This is a genomic window from Streptomyces sp. NPDC016851 (assembly GCF_055562795.1).
The window spans coordinates 21,886-42,810 of the sequence record NZ_JBVHEP010000044.1 but is presented as its reverse complement, the minus strand read 5'-3'; the positions used below and the strand labels follow the sequence as shown (position 1 = coordinate 42,810).

At 72.9% G+C, this 20,925-nt stretch carries 17 protein-coding genes; 10 read left to right on the top strand and 7 right to left on the bottom strand.

Translation table 11 applies throughout. From position 1 onward, the window contains the following. Positions 1-108 precede the first annotated feature (108 nt). From ACZ3I3_RS40315 to ACZ3I3_RS40305, 3 genes are all read right to left on the bottom strand, one after another. Positions 109-1,365 (bottom strand): cytochrome P450 family protein, encoded by a 1,257-nt coding sequence (locus ACZ3I3_RS40315; RefSeq protein WP_467372798.1) that lies wholly within the window; start codon positions 1,363-1,365, stop codon positions 109-111. 126 nt (positions 1,366-1,491) lie between these two features. Further along, a complete protein-coding gene (locus ACZ3I3_RS40310) occupies positions 1,492-1,950 on the bottom strand; it encodes a DUF6114 domain-containing protein (RefSeq protein ID WP_467372797.1) in 459 nt (152 codons plus the stop codon). After that, entirely contained in the window at positions 1,950-2,621 is a 672-nt protein-coding gene (locus tag ACZ3I3_RS40305) for a DUF6230 family protein (protein WP_467372796.1), read from the bottom strand. Before ACZ3I3_RS40305 ends, ACZ3I3_RS40310 begins: the two co-directional genes overlap by 1 nt. 696 nt (positions 2,622-3,317) lie before the next feature. Here ACZ3I3_RS40305 and ACZ3I3_RS40300 point away from each other — a divergent pair. Next, positions 3,318-3,959 (top strand): Tat pathway signal sequence domain protein, encoded by a 642-nt coding sequence (locus ACZ3I3_RS40300; RefSeq protein ID WP_467372795.1) that lies wholly within the window; start codon positions 3,318-3,320, stop codon positions 3,957-3,959. 18 nt (positions 3,960-3,977) lie between these two features. Here the strand turns inward: ACZ3I3_RS40300 and ACZ3I3_RS40295 are convergent, their stop codons facing one another. After that, the gene (locus ACZ3I3_RS40295; protein WP_467372793.1) at positions 3,978-4,865 is read right to left on the bottom strand and encodes a lytic polysaccharide monooxygenase; all 888 of its coding nucleotides are present in this window, start codon (positions 4,863-4,865) and stop codon (positions 3,978-3,980) included. Positions 4,866-5,231: 366 nt separating this feature from the next. Here ACZ3I3_RS40295 and ACZ3I3_RS40290 point away from each other — a divergent pair, with 366 nt between their 5' ends. The 5 genes from ACZ3I3_RS40290 (at position 5,232) to ACZ3I3_RS40270 (ending at position 12,364) form a co-directional block, all read left to right on the top strand. Further along, positions 5,232-7,031, top strand: coding sequence for a S8 family peptidase (locus tag ACZ3I3_RS40290; protein WP_467372791.1), 1,800 nt, complete (start codon positions 5,232-5,234; stop codon positions 7,029-7,031). Positions 7,032-7,331: 300 nt separating this feature from the next. After that, the gene (locus ACZ3I3_RS40285; protein ID WP_399413032.1) at positions 7,332-7,979 is read left to right on the top strand and encodes a ScbR family autoregulator-binding transcription factor; all 648 of its coding nucleotides are present in this window, start codon (positions 7,332-7,334) and stop codon (positions 7,977-7,979) included. Positions 7,980-8,067: 88 nt separating this feature from the next. Next, positions 8,068-9,249: a damage-control phosphatase ARMT1 family protein gene (locus tag ACZ3I3_RS40280; RefSeq protein WP_467372790.1), complete on the top strand. Its 1,182-nt coding sequence runs from the start codon at positions 8,068-8,070 to the stop codon at positions 9,247-9,249. Between the two features lie 119 nt (positions 9,250-9,368). Next, entirely contained in the window at positions 9,369-11,534 is a 2,166-nt protein-coding gene (gene cyc2 / locus ACZ3I3_RS40275) for a germacradienol/geosmin synthase Cyc2 (RefSeq protein ID WP_467372789.1), read from the top strand. 269 nt (positions 11,535-11,803) lie between these two features. Further along, positions 11,804-12,364 carry a PDZ domain-containing protein gene (locus tag ACZ3I3_RS40270; RefSeq protein ID WP_467372804.1) on the top strand — a complete coding sequence of 187 codons (561 nt, stop codon included), beginning with the start codon at positions 11,804-11,806 and terminating at the stop codon, positions 12,362-12,364. A gap of 28 nt (positions 12,365-12,392) precedes the next feature. Here the strand turns inward: ACZ3I3_RS40270 and ACZ3I3_RS40265 are convergent, their stop codons facing one another. Next, a complete protein-coding gene (locus tag ACZ3I3_RS40265) occupies positions 12,393-13,148 on the bottom strand; it encodes a phosphodiesterase (protein WP_467372788.1) in 756 nt (251 codons plus the stop codon). A 186-nt stretch (positions 13,149-13,334) separates the two neighbouring features. On the opposite strand from ACZ3I3_RS40265, the gene ACZ3I3_RS40260 reads away from it, so the two are divergent. Both ACZ3I3_RS40260 and ACZ3I3_RS40255 read left to right on the top strand, forming a co-directional pair. Next, entirely contained in the window at positions 13,335-14,462 is a 1,128-nt protein-coding gene (locus ACZ3I3_RS40260) for an aminopeptidase P family protein (RefSeq protein WP_467372787.1), read from the top strand. Between the two features lie 47 nt (positions 14,463-14,509). Further along, positions 14,510-15,505, top strand: coding sequence for an aminoglycoside phosphotransferase family protein (locus tag ACZ3I3_RS40255; protein WP_467372802.1), 996 nt, complete (start codon positions 14,510-14,512; stop codon positions 15,503-15,505). Between the two features lie 49 nt (positions 15,506-15,554). Here the strand turns inward: ACZ3I3_RS40255 and treZ are convergent, their stop codons facing one another. Continuing rightward, positions 15,555-17,300 carry a malto-oligosyltrehalose trehalohydrolase gene (treZ, locus tag ACZ3I3_RS40250; protein WP_467372786.1) on the bottom strand — a complete coding sequence of 582 codons (1,746 nt, stop codon included), beginning with the start codon at positions 17,298-17,300 and terminating at the stop codon, positions 15,555-15,557. Between the two features lie 173 nt (positions 17,301-17,473). On the opposite strand from treZ, the gene ACZ3I3_RS40245 reads away from it, so the two are divergent. Further along, the gene (locus ACZ3I3_RS40245; RefSeq protein ID WP_356924651.1) at positions 17,474-18,025 is read left to right on the top strand and encodes a DUF1707 and FHA domain-containing protein; all 552 of its coding nucleotides are present in this window, start codon (positions 17,474-17,476) and stop codon (positions 18,023-18,025) included. Between the two features lie 202 nt (positions 18,026-18,227). Next, entirely contained in the window at positions 18,228-19,580 is a 1,353-nt protein-coding gene (locus ACZ3I3_RS40240; RefSeq protein ID WP_467372801.1) for a M14 family zinc carboxypeptidase, read from the top strand. Between the two features lie 32 nt (positions 19,581-19,612). Here ACZ3I3_RS40240 and ACZ3I3_RS40235 read toward each other — a convergent pair whose 3' ends face one another. Then, complete coding sequence (locus ACZ3I3_RS40235) at positions 19,613-20,863, bottom strand: M14 family zinc carboxypeptidase (RefSeq protein ID WP_467372784.1); 1,251 nt, start codon at positions 20,861-20,863, stop codon at positions 19,613-19,615. Positions 20,864-20,925 lie beyond the last annotated feature (62 nt).

The following is a 20,925-nucleotide window of genomic DNA, read 5'->3' as shown; positions in this document are numbered from 1 at the left end:
CGCGCTGCTCTTCTCTCCCCCCCCGGGGGGGGGGGGGGGGGGGGGGGGGGCCCCCCGCGCCCCCCCCCCCCCCCCCCCCCCCCCCCCCCCCCCCCCCCCCCCCGCCCGTCAGCCCGTCAGAACCGGCAGCGACCGATGGCCGTGGGAGATGAACGAGTCCACCGGCCGCAGCTCGTCCGTGGGTACGGCGAGGGTGAGGCCCGGGAACCGCGCGAACAGGGCCGGCAGGGCCACGCGCGCCTCCAGCCGGCCGAGCGGTGCGCCCAGGCAGTGGTGGACGCCGTATCCGAAGGCCAGATGATCCTTCACGGCGCGCGTGACGTCGAAGGCGCCGGCGTCCGGGCCGTGCTGCTCCGGGTCGCGTCCGGCGGCGGCGTACGCGGCGAGGATCGCCTCGCCCTTGCGGATCACACTGCCCTCGGGGCCGCCCAGTTCGCCGAGGGGCAGGTCCTCCACGGCGTACCGCAGGGGCAGGCTGGCCACCGGCGCCTCGGCCCGCAGGGTCTCCTCGATCACGTCGTCCCAGGAGGCGCGACCGGCGAGCACGTGCGCGAGCTGGTCGGGGTGGGTGAGCAGCGCGTGGACGGCGTTGTCGAGCAGGTTGACCGTCGTCTCGTGGCCGGCGCTGATCATCAGCATCAGCGTGTCGAGCAGCTCCTGCTCGCTGAGCCGCGTACCGCTCTCCTCCTCGTGGGCCGCGATCAGCGCGCTGGTCAGGTCGTCGCCGGGCGCCGCCCGTTTCGCGGCGACGAGCTCACCGAGGACGGCGTAGAACCGGGCGTAGGTGTCGGCGACTTCGGCCGCGTCGGCCGAGGTGTGGAAGACGCTGTCCACCACGGCACGCAGCTCGGGCCCCAACTCCTCGGGTAATCCGAGCAGTTCGCCGATCACCTGGATGGGCAGCGGATAGCAGAACTCCTCCCGCAGATCGACCGCGTGGCCGTCCGCCCCACCGCCCGCCCCGGCCTTGGCGACCCGGTCGAGCAGCGCCGCGGTGATCTCCTCGATCCGGGGCCGCAGCTCGGCGGTGCGGCGGGCGGTGAACGCCTTGGAGACGATGGTGCGCAGCCGTTTGTGGTCGGTGCCGTAGGCCGTGAACATGTTCTGCACCGCGACCCAGGTGTACAACGGCCAGTCCGGCGAGACCTCGCCGTCCAGCCAGCGGTGCCAGTGCCGGCGCGCGTCCTTCGACACCCGCGGGTCGGTGAGCAGCCGCTTCAGCAGCGGGGCACTGCTGACCGCCCAGGCCGGGACACCGTGGGGGAGTTCGACGGGGGTGACGGGTCCGCGCTCGCGGATCCGGGCGGCCTCGCCGTGGATGTCGCGGCCGGTCGGGTCGATCACTATCGGGTGTGTGAACTCCATCGGACTCTCTCCCTGGGCTGGCGGCGGTTCGCGGGGCACGCGGACGCCTCGCAGGCGATGCGTGCCACGTCCAGCCAAGTGGCCGCGGCCGGGCGGCGCCAGAGGACGGAGAATCAGTGGCCTGTTTCAAGCGGTCTGTCCGGCCTCCCGCTCCACGGGCTGAGCCACCGCCTCCGCGGCCCGGGCCGCCTTCCTGCGCCGGCGCCGGCTGACGCGCGGCTCCTGGTCCGGCAGCCAGCCGAAGGTGAGGCAGCTGCCGACGACTCCCAGGAGCAGGCCCACGAAGAAGCCGCCCAGGTTCGAGGTCAGCCAGGTGCCCAGGGAGACCAGCACCCCGATCACCGAGTAGAACAGGCGCTGGGAGGGGTTGAAGAGGATCAGCACGCCGCACAGCAGCATCACGGCCGGGAGCAGATAGCCGGCCAGGCCCTGCATGCCGACGTGCAGGATGACGTCCAGCGACGCCTTCAGGGTGAGCAGGACCTCCGCCCCGCCCAGGGCGAGCAGCAGCCCGCCCCAGAAGGGCCGGTCCGCCCGCCACCGGCGGAAGGCGGACCGGAACGTCCCGTGTGGACCGCCGGGCATCAGCAACCCGACCCGCTGAAGCCCAGTTTCAGCCCGGGAAGCTTGAACACACCGGCCGTGGTGGCGTAGTTGGTCTGCCGCAGCTTGGCGATGCGCACGGTGTCGGACTGCTGGCTGAACACGCCCTTCGGGCCACGGCCCTGGGGCCCGGCCTTGTTCAGCGTGCTGGCGTCGTTGCCGATCTCGATGTTCTTGAAGGCCGCGTCGCCCGAAAGCTCCGTGGAGTCGGTGGTCAGGTCGCTGGCCCGGACCTTCGCCGCACCCTCACCCGCCCTGATGACCAGGTTCGTGCCGCCCAGGTCGACGCTCTGGCACAGCTTGGTGAGCGTCGCCTCCTTGATCACGGAGGTGACGACCAGCACCTGACCGCCGGTGTCACCCGCGTTGGGGCTGCCCTCGGCCATCTCGTCCAGACCGCCGAACTGTGCGAAGCCGGTGCCGTTCAGCTCGGTGGCGGTGACCGTGAACGGCATGCCGGAGATGGCGAACTGCACGCCCAGCGCCCCCTCGGCGGTGAGGACCGCGAGGCCGGCGGCGACCGCGGCGGCCGGCACCGCCATCACGGCGGCCCGGCGTGCCCGGACCCGGCCGCGGCGCGCGGGGACGTCACCGGCGTCCGCGGCGGCGGTGTCTTCCGGTCTGTCGGAGGTGTGCTCGGCGGAGGAGGTCATGTCTGCTCCAGGTGCGTGTCGGTGCGGATCGGTCTGCGTGGCACGTTGCGACTTCGGCGGCACATTGGCTGCACGGTGCGACTTCGATGGCACGTTGCCCTGGCGCGGACACCGACCGCGTACGCACGTCTCCCCGCAATCCCCCGGCGGTTGCAAGGGCTTTCTCGTTACGCCGCAGTAGCCGACTCGGAAGTTACCGGGGGTTACATGAAGGGTCAAGGGAAGTGTGAACAAAGAGTGGCGAATGTGCGCCGCATGTGAGTCGATGCCCTTCGGAAAGGTGCAGCGAACGCACAACTCCCTTGCTGAGCCTTGACGTTGACTGACCGGCAGGTCTACAACTCTCCTCGTCTCACCGGATCCGTGGCGCCGGATCCGTCGCGCGGCCCCGTCCGCGTGCCCCGGAACCGCTCGTCCCGTACGGGCAGCTCGCCGCCCGGTGCGTCCGCACGGGCTTTCCATTGCCCGAGTCCGACCCTCCACGGCACCGGCACGGGCCCTTCCCCAGTGCACCGTGCCACCAGCCACCCCCCGCCCGGCCCGGCCGGCGGCCCGTCCCCGTGCGTGCCTCCGGCCGGTCACCGGTCTGCCGTTGCCGGTCCGTCACGTACGGAGAAGGCGTAACGGGCCGGCAACGGCGGACGCCGCACCGCGTCCCCAGCACCCCCACCCCGCAACGAGAAGAGGTACACCCGCATGCGTACGCGCACCCTCCTCACCCTCACCGCCGCCGTCGCCGCCCTGGGGCTCACCGCCCCCGCCTCCGCGGCCGACACCCCCGTCCTGACCACCACCGACGGCGCGGCCGTCGCAGTCGGCGACGTCCTCGACGCGTCCCTGGCGAGCGGCACCGCCGCCACCTTCTACTCCAGCGCGACCGGCACCAGCGGCATCTCGTGCACCTCGTCGGCGTTCGCCGCCACCGTCACCGACAACCCGGCCGCCCCCGGCACCGCCACCGAGTCCCTGACCTCGCACACCTTCGACACCAGCGGCTGCACCGCCAACGTCGTCGGAGTGCTCGGCGTCAGCGGCATCACCGTCGACAACCTGCCCTACTCCACCAGCGTGTCCTCGGACGGCACCGTCTCCGTGACCCCGGCCGCGGGCTCCGCCATCCAGTCCACCGTCAAGCTGCGCACCCTGCTCGGCACCATCAACTGCGTCTACCGGGCCCCCAGCCTGACCGGCAAGGCGGACAACGCCGACAACAGCATCTCCTTCACCAACCAGCAGTTCACGAAGGCGTCCGGCTCCTCGCTGTGCTTCGCCAACGCCTTCTTCACCGCCAAGTACGCGCCGGTGACCAAGGGAGGCGTCGCCGTCAACGTCAACTGACGGCCCAGGAGCGTCGGTTCAGCGCCGACGCAGCCGTGCCGCCAGGGCGGCGCCGCCGGTGAGCACCAGCACCGCCGCGGCGCCGCCCGCCAGCATGGGCGTGGACGGGCCGGAGGGGGGCTCGGAGGGGGAGGCCACCGGGCCGCTCTCCCTCTCATGTGCCTTGGGCTTGTCCGGGCCCTGCTTCTCGGGCTTGGTCGGGCTCTTCTTCTCGGGCTTGGCCGCGCCCTGCTTCTCGGGCTTGGCCGGCCTCTTCTTCTCGGGCTTGTCCGGGAACACCACGTCCGAGCACGAGTAGTACGTGTCCGGCGTACTGCTGTTCTGCCAGACCGTGTACAGCACGTGCCGCCCGGTCCGGTCGGACGGCAGGGTCGCCTCGAGGCGGTACGCGCCGTCCGTCAGGGCCGGGTCCTTCACCTCGGCGAACGGCCTCTCGGGCAGGTCGGACCAGGACAGCGGCCCGGCCGGGTCGTAGCCGGGCTTCGTCAGGTACATCCGGAACGTGCCGGTGTGCGGGATCGTCGAGACGTACCGCATGGCCAGCGTCCCGCCGGGCGTCATCCGGGTCGCCGGCCAGTCGGCGCGGGCGAGGTCGAGCCCTTGGTAGCCGGGCAGGCCCCCGCTGCACAGCTTCCCGTCGGGGACGACCTGCCGGTCCCGGCCGGCCACGTTCGCCACCCGCAGGTTGTCCCACGCGGTGAAGGGCGCGCCGTTCGCGGCGACGGCCGCGCGGCAGGCCGCCGAGCCCGCCCGGTCACCGCCCTCGGGGGAGCAGGCCACCACCCGGCTCACGGGATCCGTCGGCGCACCGTGCGCCCGCGCCGGACCCGCCGCCCACAGCGGCAGCAGCAACGGGGTCACGAGGGCGGCCGCGAGCGCGGCGCGGTGTGCGGTCGTACGGGACATCCGTCTGCGTCTCCTCGGCGGGGCCGGAGCGGTCGGAATGGGGCGGTCGGTAGTGCAATACGGGCAACAGGCCCGGCGCGTTCACCACGCCACGACCTGTTTGAAAAGCGGGCCATTCGCGCCCAACTGCCCGCCATAGAGGGTGGGTTTCCGTTCGGATCGAGGGTTTCCCCCGTATCCCGATGACCTGCCCTTTGCCTATCGTTCGACCACAGCTGACCCACAGGTAACCCCGAACGGGTCGCTCCCCACACGCCTGGCCGGCCACCGCGTCGCTCTTTCGAACGACCCCCCTCCGCTTCAGCGACGAAGCGCATCCACCGCCGCTCCGCCCAGCCCGGAGTCCGGCCACGAAAGGCAACGACCGTGCGTATCTCCCCAGAGTTCAGACGGAAGCTGATATCCGTCGCCGCCGTCTCCGCCGCCCTGCTGACCGCCGCCCCCGCCTCGGTCGCCGTCGCCCAGGAGACCGCCCCCGGGCCCGCCGCCGTCCCGGCCGCACAGACCGAGGCCGCCCCCGGCGCCCCGGCCGAGCGGCTCATCGTCGGCTACAAGTCCGGCGCGACCGAGGCGAAGTCCGACAAGGCCGCCGCCGCCGACGCCGCGGCCAAGGCCGAGAAGACCGGCGAGGACGTCGACTTCCAGCGCCGCCTCGGCACCGGCGCCGCCCTCGTCGACCTGGGCACGGACCCCGCCCGGGCGGACGTCGCCGACGTCGTCGCCCAGTACGAGGCCGACCCGCAGGTCGCCTACGTCGTGCCGGACCGCCTGAACAAGCCGACGGCCGTCACGCCGAACGACACCGACTACGGCAAGCAGTGGGACCTGTTCGAGTCCACCGCGGGCATGAACGTCCCGGCCGCCTGGGACACGACCACCGGCACCGGCGTCACCGTCGCCGTCATCGACACCGGCTACGTCACCCACTCCGACCTGGCCGCGAACATCGTCGGCGGCTACGACTTCATCGCCGACACCGCCGTCTCCGTCGACGGCAACGGCCGTGACAGCAACCCGGCCGACCCGGGCGACTGGTACAACGCGAACGAGTGCGGCGCGGGCATCCCGGCGTCCAACTCCTCCTGGCACGGCACGCACGTGGCCGGCACCATCGCCGCCGCCACCAACAACGGCAAGGGCGTCGCCGGCATCGCCCACGGCGCGAAGATCTCCCCGGTCCGCGTCCTCGGCAAGTGCGGCGGCTACGACTCCGACATCATCGACGCCATCACCTGGGCCTCCGGCGGCACCGTCTCCGGCGTCCCCGCCAACACCAACGTCGCCAAGGTCATCAACATGAGCCTCGGCGGCGGCGGCGCCTGCTCCAGCGCCACCCAGAGCGCCATCAACGGCGCCGTGAACCGTGGCACCGCGGTCGTCGTCGCGGCGGGCAACGAGAACCAGAACGTCTCCAACGCGTCCCCGGCGAACTGCAACAACGTCATCACGGTCGCCGCGACCAACCGCGCGGGCAGCCGGGCCTCGTACTCCAACTACGGCTCGCTCGTGGACATCTCCGCCCCCGGCGGTGAGACCCGGACCTCGACCGCCAACGGCATCCTGTCCACGCTGAACGCCGGCACGAAGACGCCGTCGAGCGAGAACTACGCCTACTACCAGGGCACCAGCATGGCCACCCCGCACGTCGCGGGCCTCGCCGCCCTGATGAAGTCGGCCAACTCCGCCCTCACCCCGGCCCAGATCGAGTCGGCCATCAAGGCCAACGCCCGTCCGCTGCCCGGCACCTGCTCCGGCGGCTGCGGCGCCGGCCTCGCGGACGCCGCGAAGACGGTCCAGGCCGTCAAGGGCGGTTCGTCCACCGGCACGACCTTCTCCAGCACCACCGCCGTCGCCATCCCCGACAACGGCGCCGCGATCGAGTCGCCGATCAGCGTCACCGGCCGCAGCGGCAACGCCCCCTCCGCCCTCCAGGTCGGCGTCGACATCACCCACACCTACCGCGGCGACCTCGTCATCGACCTGGTCGCGCCGGACGGTTCGGCGTACCGTCTGAAGTCCGCCGCCTCGGACTCCGCCGACGACGTGAAGACCACCTACACGGTGAACGCCTCTGGCGAGAGCGCCAACGGCACCTGGAAGCTGCGCGTCCAGGACACGGCGGCGCAGGACACCGGCAAGCTCAACGGCTGGAAGCTGACCTTCTGATCCTTCTGAATCTCCCGGTCCTCCTTCGACGAGGACGCTGAACGGGCAGCTCACGAGCGGGCGGGCCGGCCGGTGCGGATGGGGCACCGGCCGGCCCGTCTTTACGTGCGGCCGCACAACCCCCACAGTTAGATACCGAACGCGCTGTTTTCTTTCATCAGTTGCGATTGTTTTGCCGGATGTGCACCCGCACTCCGGCACACTGGTGTGGTGAACGCCGTCTGAGGGTGAGTTATCGTGTACGGGGGGTAAAAACAAACGGCATGACCCGTTCATTTCTGTCCCGGGAGAGTTCAGTCGATGGCGAGGCAGTTGCGAGCCGAGCAGACCCGCTCGACGATCATCACGGCCGCCGCTGACCTGTTCGACCGTCGCGGCTACGAATCGACCAGCCTCAGCGACATCGTGGAGCACGCTCAGGTCACCAAGGGCGCCCTGTATTTCCACTTCGCGGCGAAGGAGGACCTCGCGCACGCGATCCTCGAACTCCAGTCGCACACCGCCCGCCGGCTGGCGGCGGAGACCGACCATCGCGGCCACACGTCCCTGGAGGCGCTGATGCGCCTCACGTTCGGCATCACCCGCATGTCCGTCGAGGACCCGGTCCTGCGGGCCGGACTGCGGCTCGCCACCGGTGGGATCCGGCCCCGTCCGCCACTGAGCCATCCGTTCACGGAGTGGCTGGACATCGTCACGGCCCGGCTCGTCGGCGCGGTCAAGGAGTCCGACGTCCAGCCGGACATCGATATCGATGTCGTGGCCCACTCCCTGGTCTGTTTCTTCGTCGGCACCCGGGTCGTGGGCCGCTCCCGCGAACCCGTCGCGCGCCAGCCCCGCCGGACGGCCGAGATGTGGAACATACTCATCCGTGGCCTGGTCCCGGTCACCCGCCGCGCCCGCTACCTGAGCCTGGCGGCCCGCCTGGAACGCGAACTGGCGCCGGTCTGACGGTTCGGGGCAGGACGTTGCGAACGGGCTCGGCCGAGGCTCCGGCCGGTCCGGTCGGGAGGGGCGCCCGCGCGTTACGGTGAGCCGTATGCCTGACACCCCATCCGCACCCGTGCTCCTCGGCGACCAGCCGGGCTCCTTCCCCCACAGCGTGCTGGCCGAGCGGCACCCGGCCATCATCCGGCAGGTGCGCGAGGCCTTCCCGTACGAGCCCTGGCAGCACCGCGCGCTCGACGAGCTGCTGGCCAACTGCACCAAGGGCGAGATCGAACCGCTCCCCGCCGACGCGCACGACCGCGGCCTCTGGGAGAGCTGGGGGCTGCGCGAGTACGCCGGCCGGTCCTGGTTCGACGTGCCGTGGCTCTGGTCCGAGAGCTGGTTCTACCGCCGGCTGCTCCAGGCCGTCGGCTACTTCGGCCCCGGCCCCTGGCAGGGCATCGACCCCTTCCGCCCCTCCAAACTGGCCGAACTCGACTCCCCCGAGACCGACGAGGAACTGGCCGCGCTCGACGACCTCGCCGGCCGGCCCGCCGCAGAACAGGCACACGCCCTGCTGCACGGCTCCCTCTGGGGCAACCGCGCCGACCTCGGCTTCCGTCTCTCCGCCGAGGGCGCACGGGCCGCCGACGCCGCCCCCGGACTGGTGGCCGACGACAGCGACCGCCTGTGGGCCCTGCTCGGCAGCACCGGCACGGGCACCCTGTGCCTCGTCGCCGACAACGCGGGCCGCGAACTCGTCCCCGACCTGCTCCTCATCGCCCATCTCCTGGCCCACGGGCGCATCGGACGGGCCGTCCTGCACGTCAAGCCGTACCCGTACTACGTCTCCGACGCCACGACCGCCGATGTCGTCGACGCCCTGCGCCGGCTGACCCGTGCCGGGGGAGCGGCCGCCGAGTACGGGCAGCGCCTGTGGTCCGCCCTGGCCGACGGCCGCCTGGCCCTCCGGGCCCACCCCTTCTCCTGCGCCCCGCTGCCGTACGAGGAGATGCCCGCCGACCTGCGGGCCGACTTCGCCTCGGCCACGCTCACCGTCGTCAAGGGCGACCTCAACTACCGCCGCCTGGTGGGCGACCGCCTCTGGGCCCCGACCACGCCGTTCGCGGACGTCACCGCCTACTTCCCCGGCCCTGTCGCCGCCCTGCGCACCCTCAAGTCCGACGTGATCACCGGCCTCGACGCCCGCACCGAGGCGGAACTCGTCGCGGCGGAGGGCCGGCGCTGGCGCACCAGCGGCACGCACGCCCTGATCCAGCTGCGGACCCGCTAGGGGCACAACCTCACACAACCTCCCGCGAGCACCCCCGGATTCAGCCCGGATTCACGCGATGGTGTGATCATGTCCGGCCCGGCGGATGCCGCCGCGAGACGCCGGGTAGGGCCCCGGCCATGACGCAGCCGTTCGAACTCCCGCACTTCTACATGCCGCATCCCGCGCGGCTGAACCCCCATCTCGACGAGGCCCGGGCCCATTCGACCGAGTGGGCCCGCGAGATGGGCATGCTGGAGGGCTCCGGCGTCTGGGACCAGGCCGACCTCGACGCGCACGACTACGGCCTGCTCTGCGCCTACACCCACCCCGACTGCGACGGTCCCGCCCTCTCCCTGATCACCGACTGGTACGTGTGGGTCTTCTTCTTCGACGACCACTTCCTGGAGAAGTACAAGCGCAGCCAGGACCGCCTCGCCGGCAAGGCCCATCTGGACCGGCTGCCCCTGTTCATGCCGCTGGACCTCTCGACTCCCGTACCGGAGCCGGAGAACCCGGTCGAGGCGGGCCTCGCCGACCTGTGGGCGCGTACGGTGCCGAAGATGTCGCAGGACTGGCGCCGCCGCTTCGCCGTGGCGACCGAGCACCTGCTGAACGAGTCCCTGTGGGAGCTGTCCAACATCAACGAGGGGCGGATCGCCAACCCCGTCGAGTACATCGAGATGCGCCGCAAGGTGGGCGGCGCCCCCTGGTCGGCGGGCCTCGTGGAGTACGCGACGGCCGAAGTGCCCGCGTCCGTCGCGGAGTCCAGGCCGCTCAGGGTGCTGATGGAGACGTTCTCCGACGCCGTGCACCTGCGCAACGACCTGTTCTCCTACCAGCGCGAGGTCGAGGACGAGGGCGAGCTCAGCAACGGCGTGCTGGTCCTGGAGACCTTCTTCGGCTGCACCACCCAGGAGGCCGCCGACACCGTCAACGACGTCCTCACCTCCCGCCTCCACCAGTTCGAGCACACGGCGTTCACCGAAGTGCCCGCGGTGGCCCTGGAGAACGGCCTCACCCCCGGCGAGGTCGCGGCCGTGGCGGCGTACACCAAGGGGCTTCAGGACTGGCAGTCCGGCGGCCACGAGTGGCATCTGCGCTCCAGCCGCTACATGAACGAGAACGCCGTGCGCGGCGGCAGCCCATGGCCGGGATGCACCGGCATCGGCACCTCGGCCGCCGACGTCCGCGCCCTGCTCGCCACGGCCGGGGCGGAGCGGCTGCGCTCCTACACGTACGTGCCGTACCAGAAGGTCGGACCGTCGCGGATCCCCGACATCCGCATGCCGTTCCCGCTGGAGCTCAGCCCGCACCTGGACAACTCCCGCCGGAGCCTGCGCGACTGGGTGGAGCGGATGGGCATCCTCGCCGAGGGCGTCTGGGACGAGGACAAGCTGCGGGCCTACGACCTCGCGCTCTGCTCGGCCGGCCTCGACCCGGACGCCACGCCCGAGGCCCTCGACCTCAGCGCGCAGTGGCTCGCCTGGGGCACCTACGGCGACGACTACTACCCGCTGGTCTACGGCCACCGCCGCGACCTGGCCGCCGCCCGGCTGACCACGGCCCGCCTGTCCGACTGCATGCCCGTCGACGGCGACGAGCCGCTGCTCCCGGTCAACGCCATGGAGCGCGCCCTGCTCGACCTGTGGGTGCGCACCACCGCGGAGATGACGCCCGACGCGCGGCGCACTCTCAAGGACGCGATCAACGTCATGACCGAGAGCTGGGTGTGGGAGCTGTCCAACCAGCTCCAGAACCGCGTGCCCGACCCGGTCGACTACCTGGAGATGCGCCGCGCGACCTTCGGCTCCGACCTCACCCTCAGCCTGTGCCGGATGGGACACGGCCCGGCCGTCCCGCCCGAGGTCTACCGCAGCGGCCCGGTCCGCTCCCTGGAGAACGCCGCGATGGACTTCGCGTGCCTCCTCAACGACGTCTTCTCGTACCAGAAGGAGATCGAGTTCGAGGGAGAGATCCACAACGCGATCCTCGTCGTGCAGACCTTCTTCGGCTGCGACTACCCGACCGGACTCGGCATCGTCCACGACCTGATGAGCCAGCGCATGCGCCAGTTCGAGCACGTCGTCGAGCACGAACTGCCCATCCTGTACGACGACTTCCAGCTCACGAAGGAAGCGCGCGCGGCCATGGGGACGTATGTGACGGACCTGCGGAACTGGATGGCGGGCATCCTCAACTGGCATCGCGAGGTGGACCGCTACAAGGACGAGTGGCTGTCCCGGCGTGCCCACGGCTTCCTCCCGGACCGGCCGCCGGCCGTGCCCGTACCCGCCTTCCGCTGAGGCGGTGCTTTCCGGCCAGATCTACTCGGAACACACGGGCTGACCGGCCAGGCCGGCCCGCGAAACCGCGGCTCGCACCGCACCCGGCACGTCGGGTGCGGTGCGAGCCGCGCCCTGGTTCCGGACTCCCCGACGGGGCGCATGGCCCCCTCCGAGGCCGGTCAGTCTCACTCTTTCGTGGCTCATCGCGTGCCGCGGTGCCGGGTAGAGCACCAGCCATGATCGTTCCGCATCCGACGGAGGCGATCGGCACCATCCGGAGGCGAGCCATGGAACAGACCGCGCTGCGACCCAAGCCGATGCCGGGCCGGGAGCCCGGCGGGGCGGCGTCGGCGACGGGGTCCGGCCCGTCACGCCCCCGTCCGCACGCCGTCCGGCGCCGCGTGCGGCGGCTGCTCAACGTGCTGTTCGCCGGGTTCGCCGGCGTCGTCCTGGTCCTGTCCGGGATCGGTCTCGGGGCGATGGGTGCCACGGTGATCGGCACGGGCGCGGGCCTCGATCCGCGAGGGCGGCACACGCCGCCACCGACGAGCCCCTCGCCGTCCCCCGCCGCCTCCGCGCCCGCCGCCGTGAGCCTCGGCGTGGAGGTCATGGACGCCGGGAAGCCGGGAGCCCTGGTCGTCGGGCTCCACGTCCCCGGGCCGGCTCAGGAGGCGGGCCTGGTGCGCGGCGACCTGCTCCTCGTCTTCGGCAGGACCCGCATCGACACGGCCGCCGATCTGGCCCGGGCCGTCGCCCGCGCCCGCCCCGGCGCCGAGGTGAAACTGACGGTGCGGCACCGCAGCGGCGGCTACCGGCAGCTGACGGTCGTACCGGCTGTCGTCACGTGAACCCGATGCCGTCACGTGAACCATGCCGTCACGTGGCGACCCGGAAGTGGCTCGTGAGCCGCCCCGAGTCGTCCAGGACGTGGAAGGCGATCCCGGGCGGCGCGTCCCGGTCGGCGACCTGCTCGCCCTCCCAGGGCAGCCGCAGCGTCCACGTCACGCCGGGGCCGACGACGAGGGGCCGCCCCGCGAACGAGGTCGCGGCGGGCGTGTGCGCGTGGCCGGTGATCAGACCCGCGATCTCGGGCCGGCGGGCCAGCAGCCCGGCCAGCCGGCCGGTTTCCCGCAACTGGTAGGAGTCGGGCAGCGGGTGGTGCAGGGCCACCGGCGGGTGGTGGAAGGCGAGCAGGGCCGGAAGGCCGCCGTCGAGTTCGTCGAGGGTCGCCTCGATCCAGTCGTACGTCTCCTCGTCCAGCTCCCCGTCGTCGCTGCCGGGGACGCTGGAGTCGCACATCAGCACGGCACCGTCGTCGAAGACCTGCACGCTGTTGACGGGCCCCTGTGCCCCCGGCAGGCCCAGCAGCGCCTTGCGGTAGGGCGCGCGGCTGTCGTGGTTGCCCGGGCAGGTCAGCACGGGGAACGGGGCGTCGCCGTCGCGCAGCCCCAGGATCCGGGCGGCCTCCTCGTACTCCGGCTCCGTGCCGTGGTCGGCGATGTCCCCGGTCACCAGCAGCGCGTCCACATGGCCCGGCAGCTCCCACAGCCGCTCGCACACCCGCTCGGCGCGCTCCGCCGCCCGTGCGCTCCCGTCCAGATGCAGATCGCTGATGTGCGCGAGTACGAGCACGGTCGTACGCCCCCCAGGTTCGAATGACTAATGGATGTCGAGCATCTAAGCATTACTTCTAATGTCTGAGCAACGCTCTGACATTAGGGGCGATGCTCAGGTGAAGTGCGCAGACCGCTCGCGCCGCCCCCTCCGGCCGGGCAGGATGCTGCCCGTAGCCCCTTCGCCCGTCCCTGGGAGGCCCGGATGACCGCAAGCACGGCCGCGTCCTTCACCGCCGACGACTACCGGGCCCGTATGGAGCGCGCCGCGCGGACCGCCGCCGAGGCCGGTCTCGCGGGCCTGCTGGTGGCCCCGGGACCGGACCTCGTGTGGCTCACCGGCTACACGCCACCGGCGGTCACCGAACGCCTCACCCTGCTCGTCCTCGCCGCCGGGCAGGATCCCGTCCTCGTGGTCCCCGCGCTGGAGGCCCCGGACGCGCAGAAGGCGGCCGGCGCGCCCGCCCTGGCCCTGCGCGACTGGACCGACGGCAAGGACCCCTACGCCGCCACCGCCGCCCTGCTCGACGCCCCGGGCCGGTTCGGGATCAGCGACAACGCCTGGGCCCTGCACCTGCTGGCGTTGCAGCAGGCCCTGCCCGGCAGCTCCTACACGTCGCTCACCGAGGCCCTGCCGATGCTGCGCGCCGTCAAGGACGCGGCGGAGCTGGAGCTCATGACGGCCGCGGGAGCCGCCGCCGACGCGACGTTCGAGGAGATCAGGAACGTCCCCTTCGCCGGCCGCCGGGAAGCGGAGGTGGCCGCGGACCTCGACCGGCTGCTGCGCCGCCACGGACACGAGCAGGTCGACTTCACCATCGTCGCCTCCGGGCCGAACGGCGCCAACCCGCACCACGAGGCGGGTGACCGCGTCATCGAACGCGGCGACATGGTCGTCCTCGACTTCGGCGGCCTGAAGGACGGCTACGGCTCCGACACCTCCCGCACGGTCCACGTCGGCGAACCCACCGACGAGGAGCGCCGCGTGCACGACATCGTGCGCGAGGCGCAGGAGGCGGGGTTCCAGGCCGTGCGGCCGGGCGCCGCCTGCCAGGACGTGGACCGGGCCGCCCGCGCGGTCATCGCCGGCGCCGGCTACGGCGAGTACTTCATCCACCGCACCGGACACGGCATCGGCGTCACCACCCACGAGCCGCCCTACATGATCGAGGGCGAGGAGCGGCCCCTCGTGCCCGGCATGTGCTTCTCCGTGGAACCCGGCATCTACCTGCCCGGCCGGTTCGGCGTGCGGATCGAGGACATCGTGACGGTCACCGAGGACGGCGGGCGGCGTCTGAACACCACTCCCCGCGAGCTGGTCATAGTGGAGTGACGGCACCGATGTCCCCCGCACGCCTCCCGAACGGCAACGGCGCGACCATGACCCAGGCACCGACACCCACCGCGGACACCGTCCGCCGGCTGGTCCGTTCCCTGCTCAAGGACGGCGGCCAGGACGGCAAGGAGGGCAGGGGCGGCAGGGGCGGCAAAGAGCCCGGGCAGGGCACGGGCTCCACGGCCGGTCCCGACGTCCGGCCCGCCGGCGAGGGCGCCGACCCGGCCACCTGGTGGGTCGGCAGCCGCCACGTGCTGCGCCTCGCCCCCGACCGCGAGGCCACCGTGCGCCAGCGCCGTGAACTGCGCCTGCGCGACCTCGTCCGCCCGCACGTCCCGGTGACGGTGCCGGTCAGCGTGGCGCACGGTGAGTGGGCGCCCGGGCTGACCTACACGCTGGACACCAAGGTGCCGGGCGGCTCGGGCGAGGAGCACGACGTGTCCGCCGTCGGTGAGGCCGACCTCGCCGGAGTGCTCACGGGGCTGCGCGAGGTTCCCGTCCGGCAGGCCGAGACCCTCGGCGTGCCGCGTGCCGCGCCGCGCTCCCTGGAGGCGCTGCGCCGGGCCGCCGTCCGCGCCGCCGAACGCCTCGCCGGCGCCGACGAGTTCGACGCCGCCCGTCTGAACCAGCTCACGGCGCCCGCCGCGGCCCAGCTCGCCGCGCAGTCCGGCTCGGCCGTGCTCACCCACCACGCGCTCACGGGCGGTCATCTCGTGGTCAGCGCCGACGGACGCGTGCGCGGCGTCCTCGGCTGGGACGGCGCGGTCGTCGGCGACCCGGCCGAGGACATCGCGGGCCTCGCGCTCGCCGTCGGCTCACCCGCCGCCGTACGCGCCGCCACCCTCGCCGGCTACGGCGCCCGCCCCTGCCTGCGCGGCCTGTGGCTGGCCCGCTGCGACACGGTGGTCCACCTCGCCGATGTCCTCCCGGGCCGGGACACGGCCCGGCTCACCCTGCTGCGCACGCAGCTGCGCCGGGCCTGGGAGCCGATCCTGCTGGAACGCGTGACGGACCTGCGGGACACGGACGACGCCCTCTGACGGACCGGGCGGCAGCAGGGCGTCGCAGGCGTCATACGGGGCCTGGACCTCACTCCTGCAGCAGCACCACACCCGACTCCCCGGGCACGTGCACCACCCCGTCCGCTCCGGGGGTCACCACCGGCTCCCACGCGGCCAGCACGCGCGCGTGCGGGACGCCGAGCGACAGCGCGGCCGGCTCCGGCGCCAGGTTCACCGCCACGAGGACGTCCCCGCGCCGGAAGGCGATCCAGCGGTGCTGCTCGTCGTAGGCGACCTTGGTGTCGGCGAGGTCCGGATCGGTCAGGTCGGGCTGCTCGTGGCGCAGGGCGAGGAGCCGCCGGTACCAGGCCAGCACACGCGCGTGCGGCTCGCGTTCCGGCTCGGACCAGTCGAGGCAGGAGCGGTCCCGGGTCGCCGGGTCCTGCGGGTCGGGAACGTCCTCCTCCTTCCAGCCGTGCGCGGCGAACTCCCGCCGCCTGCCCCGCCGTACCGCGTCCGCCAGCTCGGGGTCGGTGTGGTCGGTGAAGAACTGCCAGGGCGTGCCAGCCGCCCACTCCTCGCCCATGAAGAGCATCGGCGTGAAGGGGGCCGTCAGGGTCAGCGTGGCCGCACAGGCCAGCAGCCCGGGGGAGACCAGGGACGAAAGCCGGTCCCCCTGGGCGCGGTTGCCCACCTGGTCGTGGGTCTGGCTGTAGCCGAGCAGCCGGTGCCCGGCCACCCGCGTACGGTCCAGGGGGCGCCCGTGGTGCCGCTCCCGGAAGCTGGAGTACGTCCCGTCGTGGAAGTAGCCGCCCGTGAGGGTCTTGGCGAGCCCGGCCAGGGGAGCGCGCGCGAAGTCGGCGTAGTAGCCCTGTGACTCGCCGGTCAGCGTGGTGTGCAGGGCGTGGTGGAAGTCGTCGTTCCACTGCGCGTGCAGTCCGAGGCCGCCCTCGTTCCGGGAGGTGATGAGCCGCGGGTCGTTCAGGTCCGTCTCGGCGACCAGGAACAGCGGCCGGTCCACCTCGGCGGCCAGGGCGTCCACGGCCGTCGACAGCTCCTCCAGGAAGTGCAGCGCGCGCGTGTCCACCAGCGCGTGCACCGCGTCCAGGCGCAGCCCGTCGATCCGGTAGTCGCGCAGCCACGCCAGCGCGCTGCCGATGAGGAACGCGCGCACCTCGTCCGAGCCGGGCGCGTCCAGATTGACCGCGGCGCCCCAGGGCGTGTGATGCCGGTCCGTGAGGTACGGGCCGAAGAGGGGCAGATAGTTGCCGGACGGGCCGAAGTGGTTGTGCACCACGTCGAGCACCACGCCCAGGCCGAGTTCGTGGGCCCGGTCGACGAAGCGTTTCAGCGCCTCGGGCCCGCCGTACGGCTCGTGCACGGCCCACAGCGAGACGCCCTCGTACCCCCAGCCGTGCGTGCCCGGGAAGGGGCACAGCGGCATCAGCTGCACGTGCGTGACGCCCAGTTCGGCGAGATGGCCGAGCCGCTCGGCGGCCGCGTCCAGGGTGCCCTCGGGGGTGTACGTCCCGACGTGCAGCTCGTACAGCACCGCACCGGGCAGGGGCCGTCCCCGCCACCGCGCGCGCCACTCGTACCGTTCGTGGTCGACGACCGCGCTCAGCCCGTCCGGGCCGTCCGGCTGCCGGCGCGAGCACGGATCGGGCCGTACGGGGCCGTCGTCCAGTGCGAAGCCGTACCGGGACCCGTCGCGCGCCTCCGCCTCGCCCCGCCACCATCCCGCCCGTTCCGGATCGCGCTCCAACGCGCGCGTGACGCCGTCGCACTGGAGCGTCACACGGCCTGCCTGCGGTGCCCACACCTCGAACTGCACGGACGGTTCCCCTTCGTCTGCTCACCGTGATGTAGCCCGTCCATGGTGCGTCAAACGCGATCAATCCGCTGGTGCATCCACCCATTTGCGGCGGGTCTCGGCGGATGCGGGCACGTGGCGGCCGTTTTCCCGTTTTCTGGACAGCCCGGCCGCACTGCCCGACAATCACGAGCGTGACGTCGTCCTTCGAGTTCAACACGTACCCCGCGCGGCTGTCCGACGTGGAGCGCGACAGGGCGCTGAAGGTGCTCCGTGACGGCGTCGCCATGGGCCGCCTGTCCCATGACACGTTCATCCGCCGCATGGAACTGGCGCTCGCCGCCCGCCGCGCGGACGAACTCGCCGTGCTCACCGCCGACCTGCCCACGGAGAGCCGGTTCTCCCGCCTGGTGTTCGGCACCGTCGAGGCGGTCTCCGGCTTCACCGTACGGCTGCGCAGGGCCTGGCAGGCCGAGAAGCTGCCCAAGCTGCTGCTGCCCCACCCGGCGCACGGCCACCCGCTGCGCATAGGCCGCGACCCCGCCAGCGGACTGCGCCTCAACCACGAGACGGTCTCCCGCGTCCACGCCGAACTCCGCCACCAGGGCGGCATGTGGGTGCTGCGCGACCTCGGCTCCACCAACGGCACGACGGTGAACGGACGGCGCGTCGTCGGCGCGGCCGTCGTCCGCGAGGGCGATCAGGTGGGCTTCGGGCGGATGGCGTTCCGGCTGTCGGCCGACTGACCGCGTACCGCTCCGCGGCCGGCTGACCGGAAACCGAGCCATGCCTTAGCTCTGGCCTTGGATTTACCGGTTGTCGCTCCGTGGGGAGTGGCTCAAAACCCATTGTGTTCCGCGGTGTTGACGTACCCCTGAAGTCGTGACTGACTGTGCGTACGCCATGTACAGCTGGTGAAGTGACGGCACCGCATCGGGGAGGTGTGCCCTGCCGCCCCTCCTGCGCTATCCGACCGTCGACGAACTGGGCACCCGGGCCGCCGCCCTCGTCGCCCGCCACCCGCGAGACGCCCGGCTGCGCAGGATCGGCACATCCCGCGCGGGCACGCCCATGTGGCTGCTCTCCGTCGGCCACGGCAGCCGTCAGGCCCTCGTCGTCGCCGGACCCCACGCCAACGAACCCGTGGGCGGCGCCACCGTGCTGCGCCTGGCCGAGCGGGCGCTGGCCGACCCGCGGCTCACCGAGGACGCCGACGCCACCTGGAACCTGCTGCTGTGCCTCGACCCGGACGGGCTGCGCCGCAACGAGGGCTGGCTGACCGGGCCCTACGCACTCGGCCAGTACTTCCGGAACTTCTTCCGGCCGGGCTTCCTGGAGCAGCCCGAGTGGCTGCCCGACGGCGCGGCCGGCGCCGCCCTGCCGGAGACGCGCGCCCTGCTCGACGTCCAGGACGAACTGCGGCCGTTCCTTCAGTGCTCCCTGCACGGCGTCGACGTCGGCGGCGGCTTCGTCGAGCTCACCGACGACCTGCCGGGCCTCGACCGGCGCCTCGCCCACATCGCCGCCCGGCTCGGCATCCCCCGCGAACTGGGCGCCTACGACGCCCTGTACTGGCCCGGCCTCGGGCCCGCCGTCTACCGGATCCCGCCGCCGCGCCCGGCCGGCCTCGCCGCGGCCATCACGGAGGCCGCCGTCGAGTCGACGTGGTTCCACCCGCACCGGCACGGCACCCTCACCGCGGTCGTCGAAGCGCCCATGTGGGGCGTGGCGGCCGTGACCGACGGCTCCCCGCCCGCCGACCGGGAGGGGGTGCTGCGCGCCGTGAGCCGCACCCTGCGCCACGACACGGGGCTCCTGCGGCACCTCCTGGCCCGCATCCGGCCGCACCTCGCCGCCGTGCCCGACGCGGCGCGCCTGCTCGCCCCGGTCGACGACTATTTACTGGTCTGCCCCGGTCTCGCCGACGCCTGGGACCCCGACATCCCCGACGGCGCGGCCCACCCCCTTCCGCCGCTGAGCACCGCCCACCTCGCCGCCCTGCGCATCTCCGGGCGACGGCTGGCCCTGCGCACCGCGGGTCTCCTGCACCAGCTCGTGCGGGCCGCCGGACACGACCCGGCCGGGGCGCTGCCGGAACTGGACGGGCTGATCGACGAGTGGTGCGCCGACTACCGCGAGAGCTGCGGGGCACGCTGGATCCCGGTGGCGCGCCAGGCGGAGTACCAGGCGCGCGTGGTGCTGGCCGCCTTCACCCTGGCCGCGCGGGCCACGCGTGCGTGCTCCCGCTCGGGCGAGCCGGGGTGGGAGTCGGGGGCGACGGTGCCGATGCAGCGGGAGTGACACCGCGATGACGGCGCGGACGGGGTCGGTCTCTACGACGCCCCCTCGCGCGCGTGCAGCGCCGCGGCGACCACCGTGCGGGTCTGGTGCTCGACCTGGTGCTCCAACGGCACCCAGCGGGCCCGGAAGCGCTCCGCGAAAGCGTCGCTCCAGGCCGCCACGAGTTCCTCCAGCTGCCCGGCCGCCCGGTCGTCGGTCCCGCGCAGCACCCGCCGCAGCATCGCCGCCGCCCGCAGCGGCACACGGCGGGCGAACGCGTCCACGCTGCCGACGTACGCCCGGGTGCGGTCGGCCGGCGGGGTGCGCACCAGGTCGTCGGCCAGCCCCGGCACCAGCTCCAGCCCCCACCGCGCGGCCCGCAGCAACGGCCCGTCCAGGTCCGCGAGCCGGGGCAGCGCGCCGTCGAGGACCCGCGTCACCTCCCGCGCGTCCTGTCGCAGCCGGCCCGCGAGCCGCCCGATCGCCGCCGCCGGGGCCGGATGCGGAGCCGGGTCGTCCACCAGGTCGCTCGCCCACATCGGCACCTCGACCACGGCGGTGAGGCCGCCGTAGCGGTGGGCGTGGAACCAGGTGCTGTGCCGCGCGTCGTCCGGCAGGCTCGGGTACGCGGGCCCGATGCCCGGGGCGGGCATCACGTGCACGCCCGGCCCGGACGCGGGCCAGCCGGCGGCGTCCGAGGCGCCGGTCTCCACCGGGATGTGCAGCTCGGCCGCGGACTTGGCGAACGGCTCGGCCAGCCCGGGCACGTCCTTCGTCAACTGCACCCAGCTGCCGCCCAGGTCCGTGCCGTGCAGGGTCACCTGGAGGTAGGGGCGCAGCTCGTCGATGACGCCGGTCAGCGCCCGGGTCTCGGGCGGCAGCCGGTCGGGCGGCAGCACGGACGGCGCCCACTCCGGCTGCTCCGGGCCCGCGGGGCGGAAGAAGCCGAGGTGGTAGTCGAACAGGCTGCGCGGCGCCGGCGTCACGTGCAGGCTCGCCCCGTCGGGGTCCGCGCACAGCAGGAAGTGCCAGGAGATGCCGTCGCGCAACTCCCGTTGTTCCAGGACCCGTCGGGCGAGTGCCAGCAGGGTGCAGGAGCCGGTCGGCTCGTTGGCGTGGGCTCCGGCGACCACCAGCACGGCGCGGCGGGCGCGGCCCACGGACAGCAGGTGCAGAGGTCTGCCCGCACGCGAGGCACCCACCTGCCGCAGGGTGCACAGCCCGGGCCGACGAGAGGTCAACGCCCGGGCGGCCAAGACCTGTTCGGCCACCGTCGGGTAGCGCAGCTCCGGCAGGACACTCACCCCCGTCACATCCGCCCGAGTTCGCCATCGCAGTACCCCACGGCCATGGGGCGGTGTCAAGG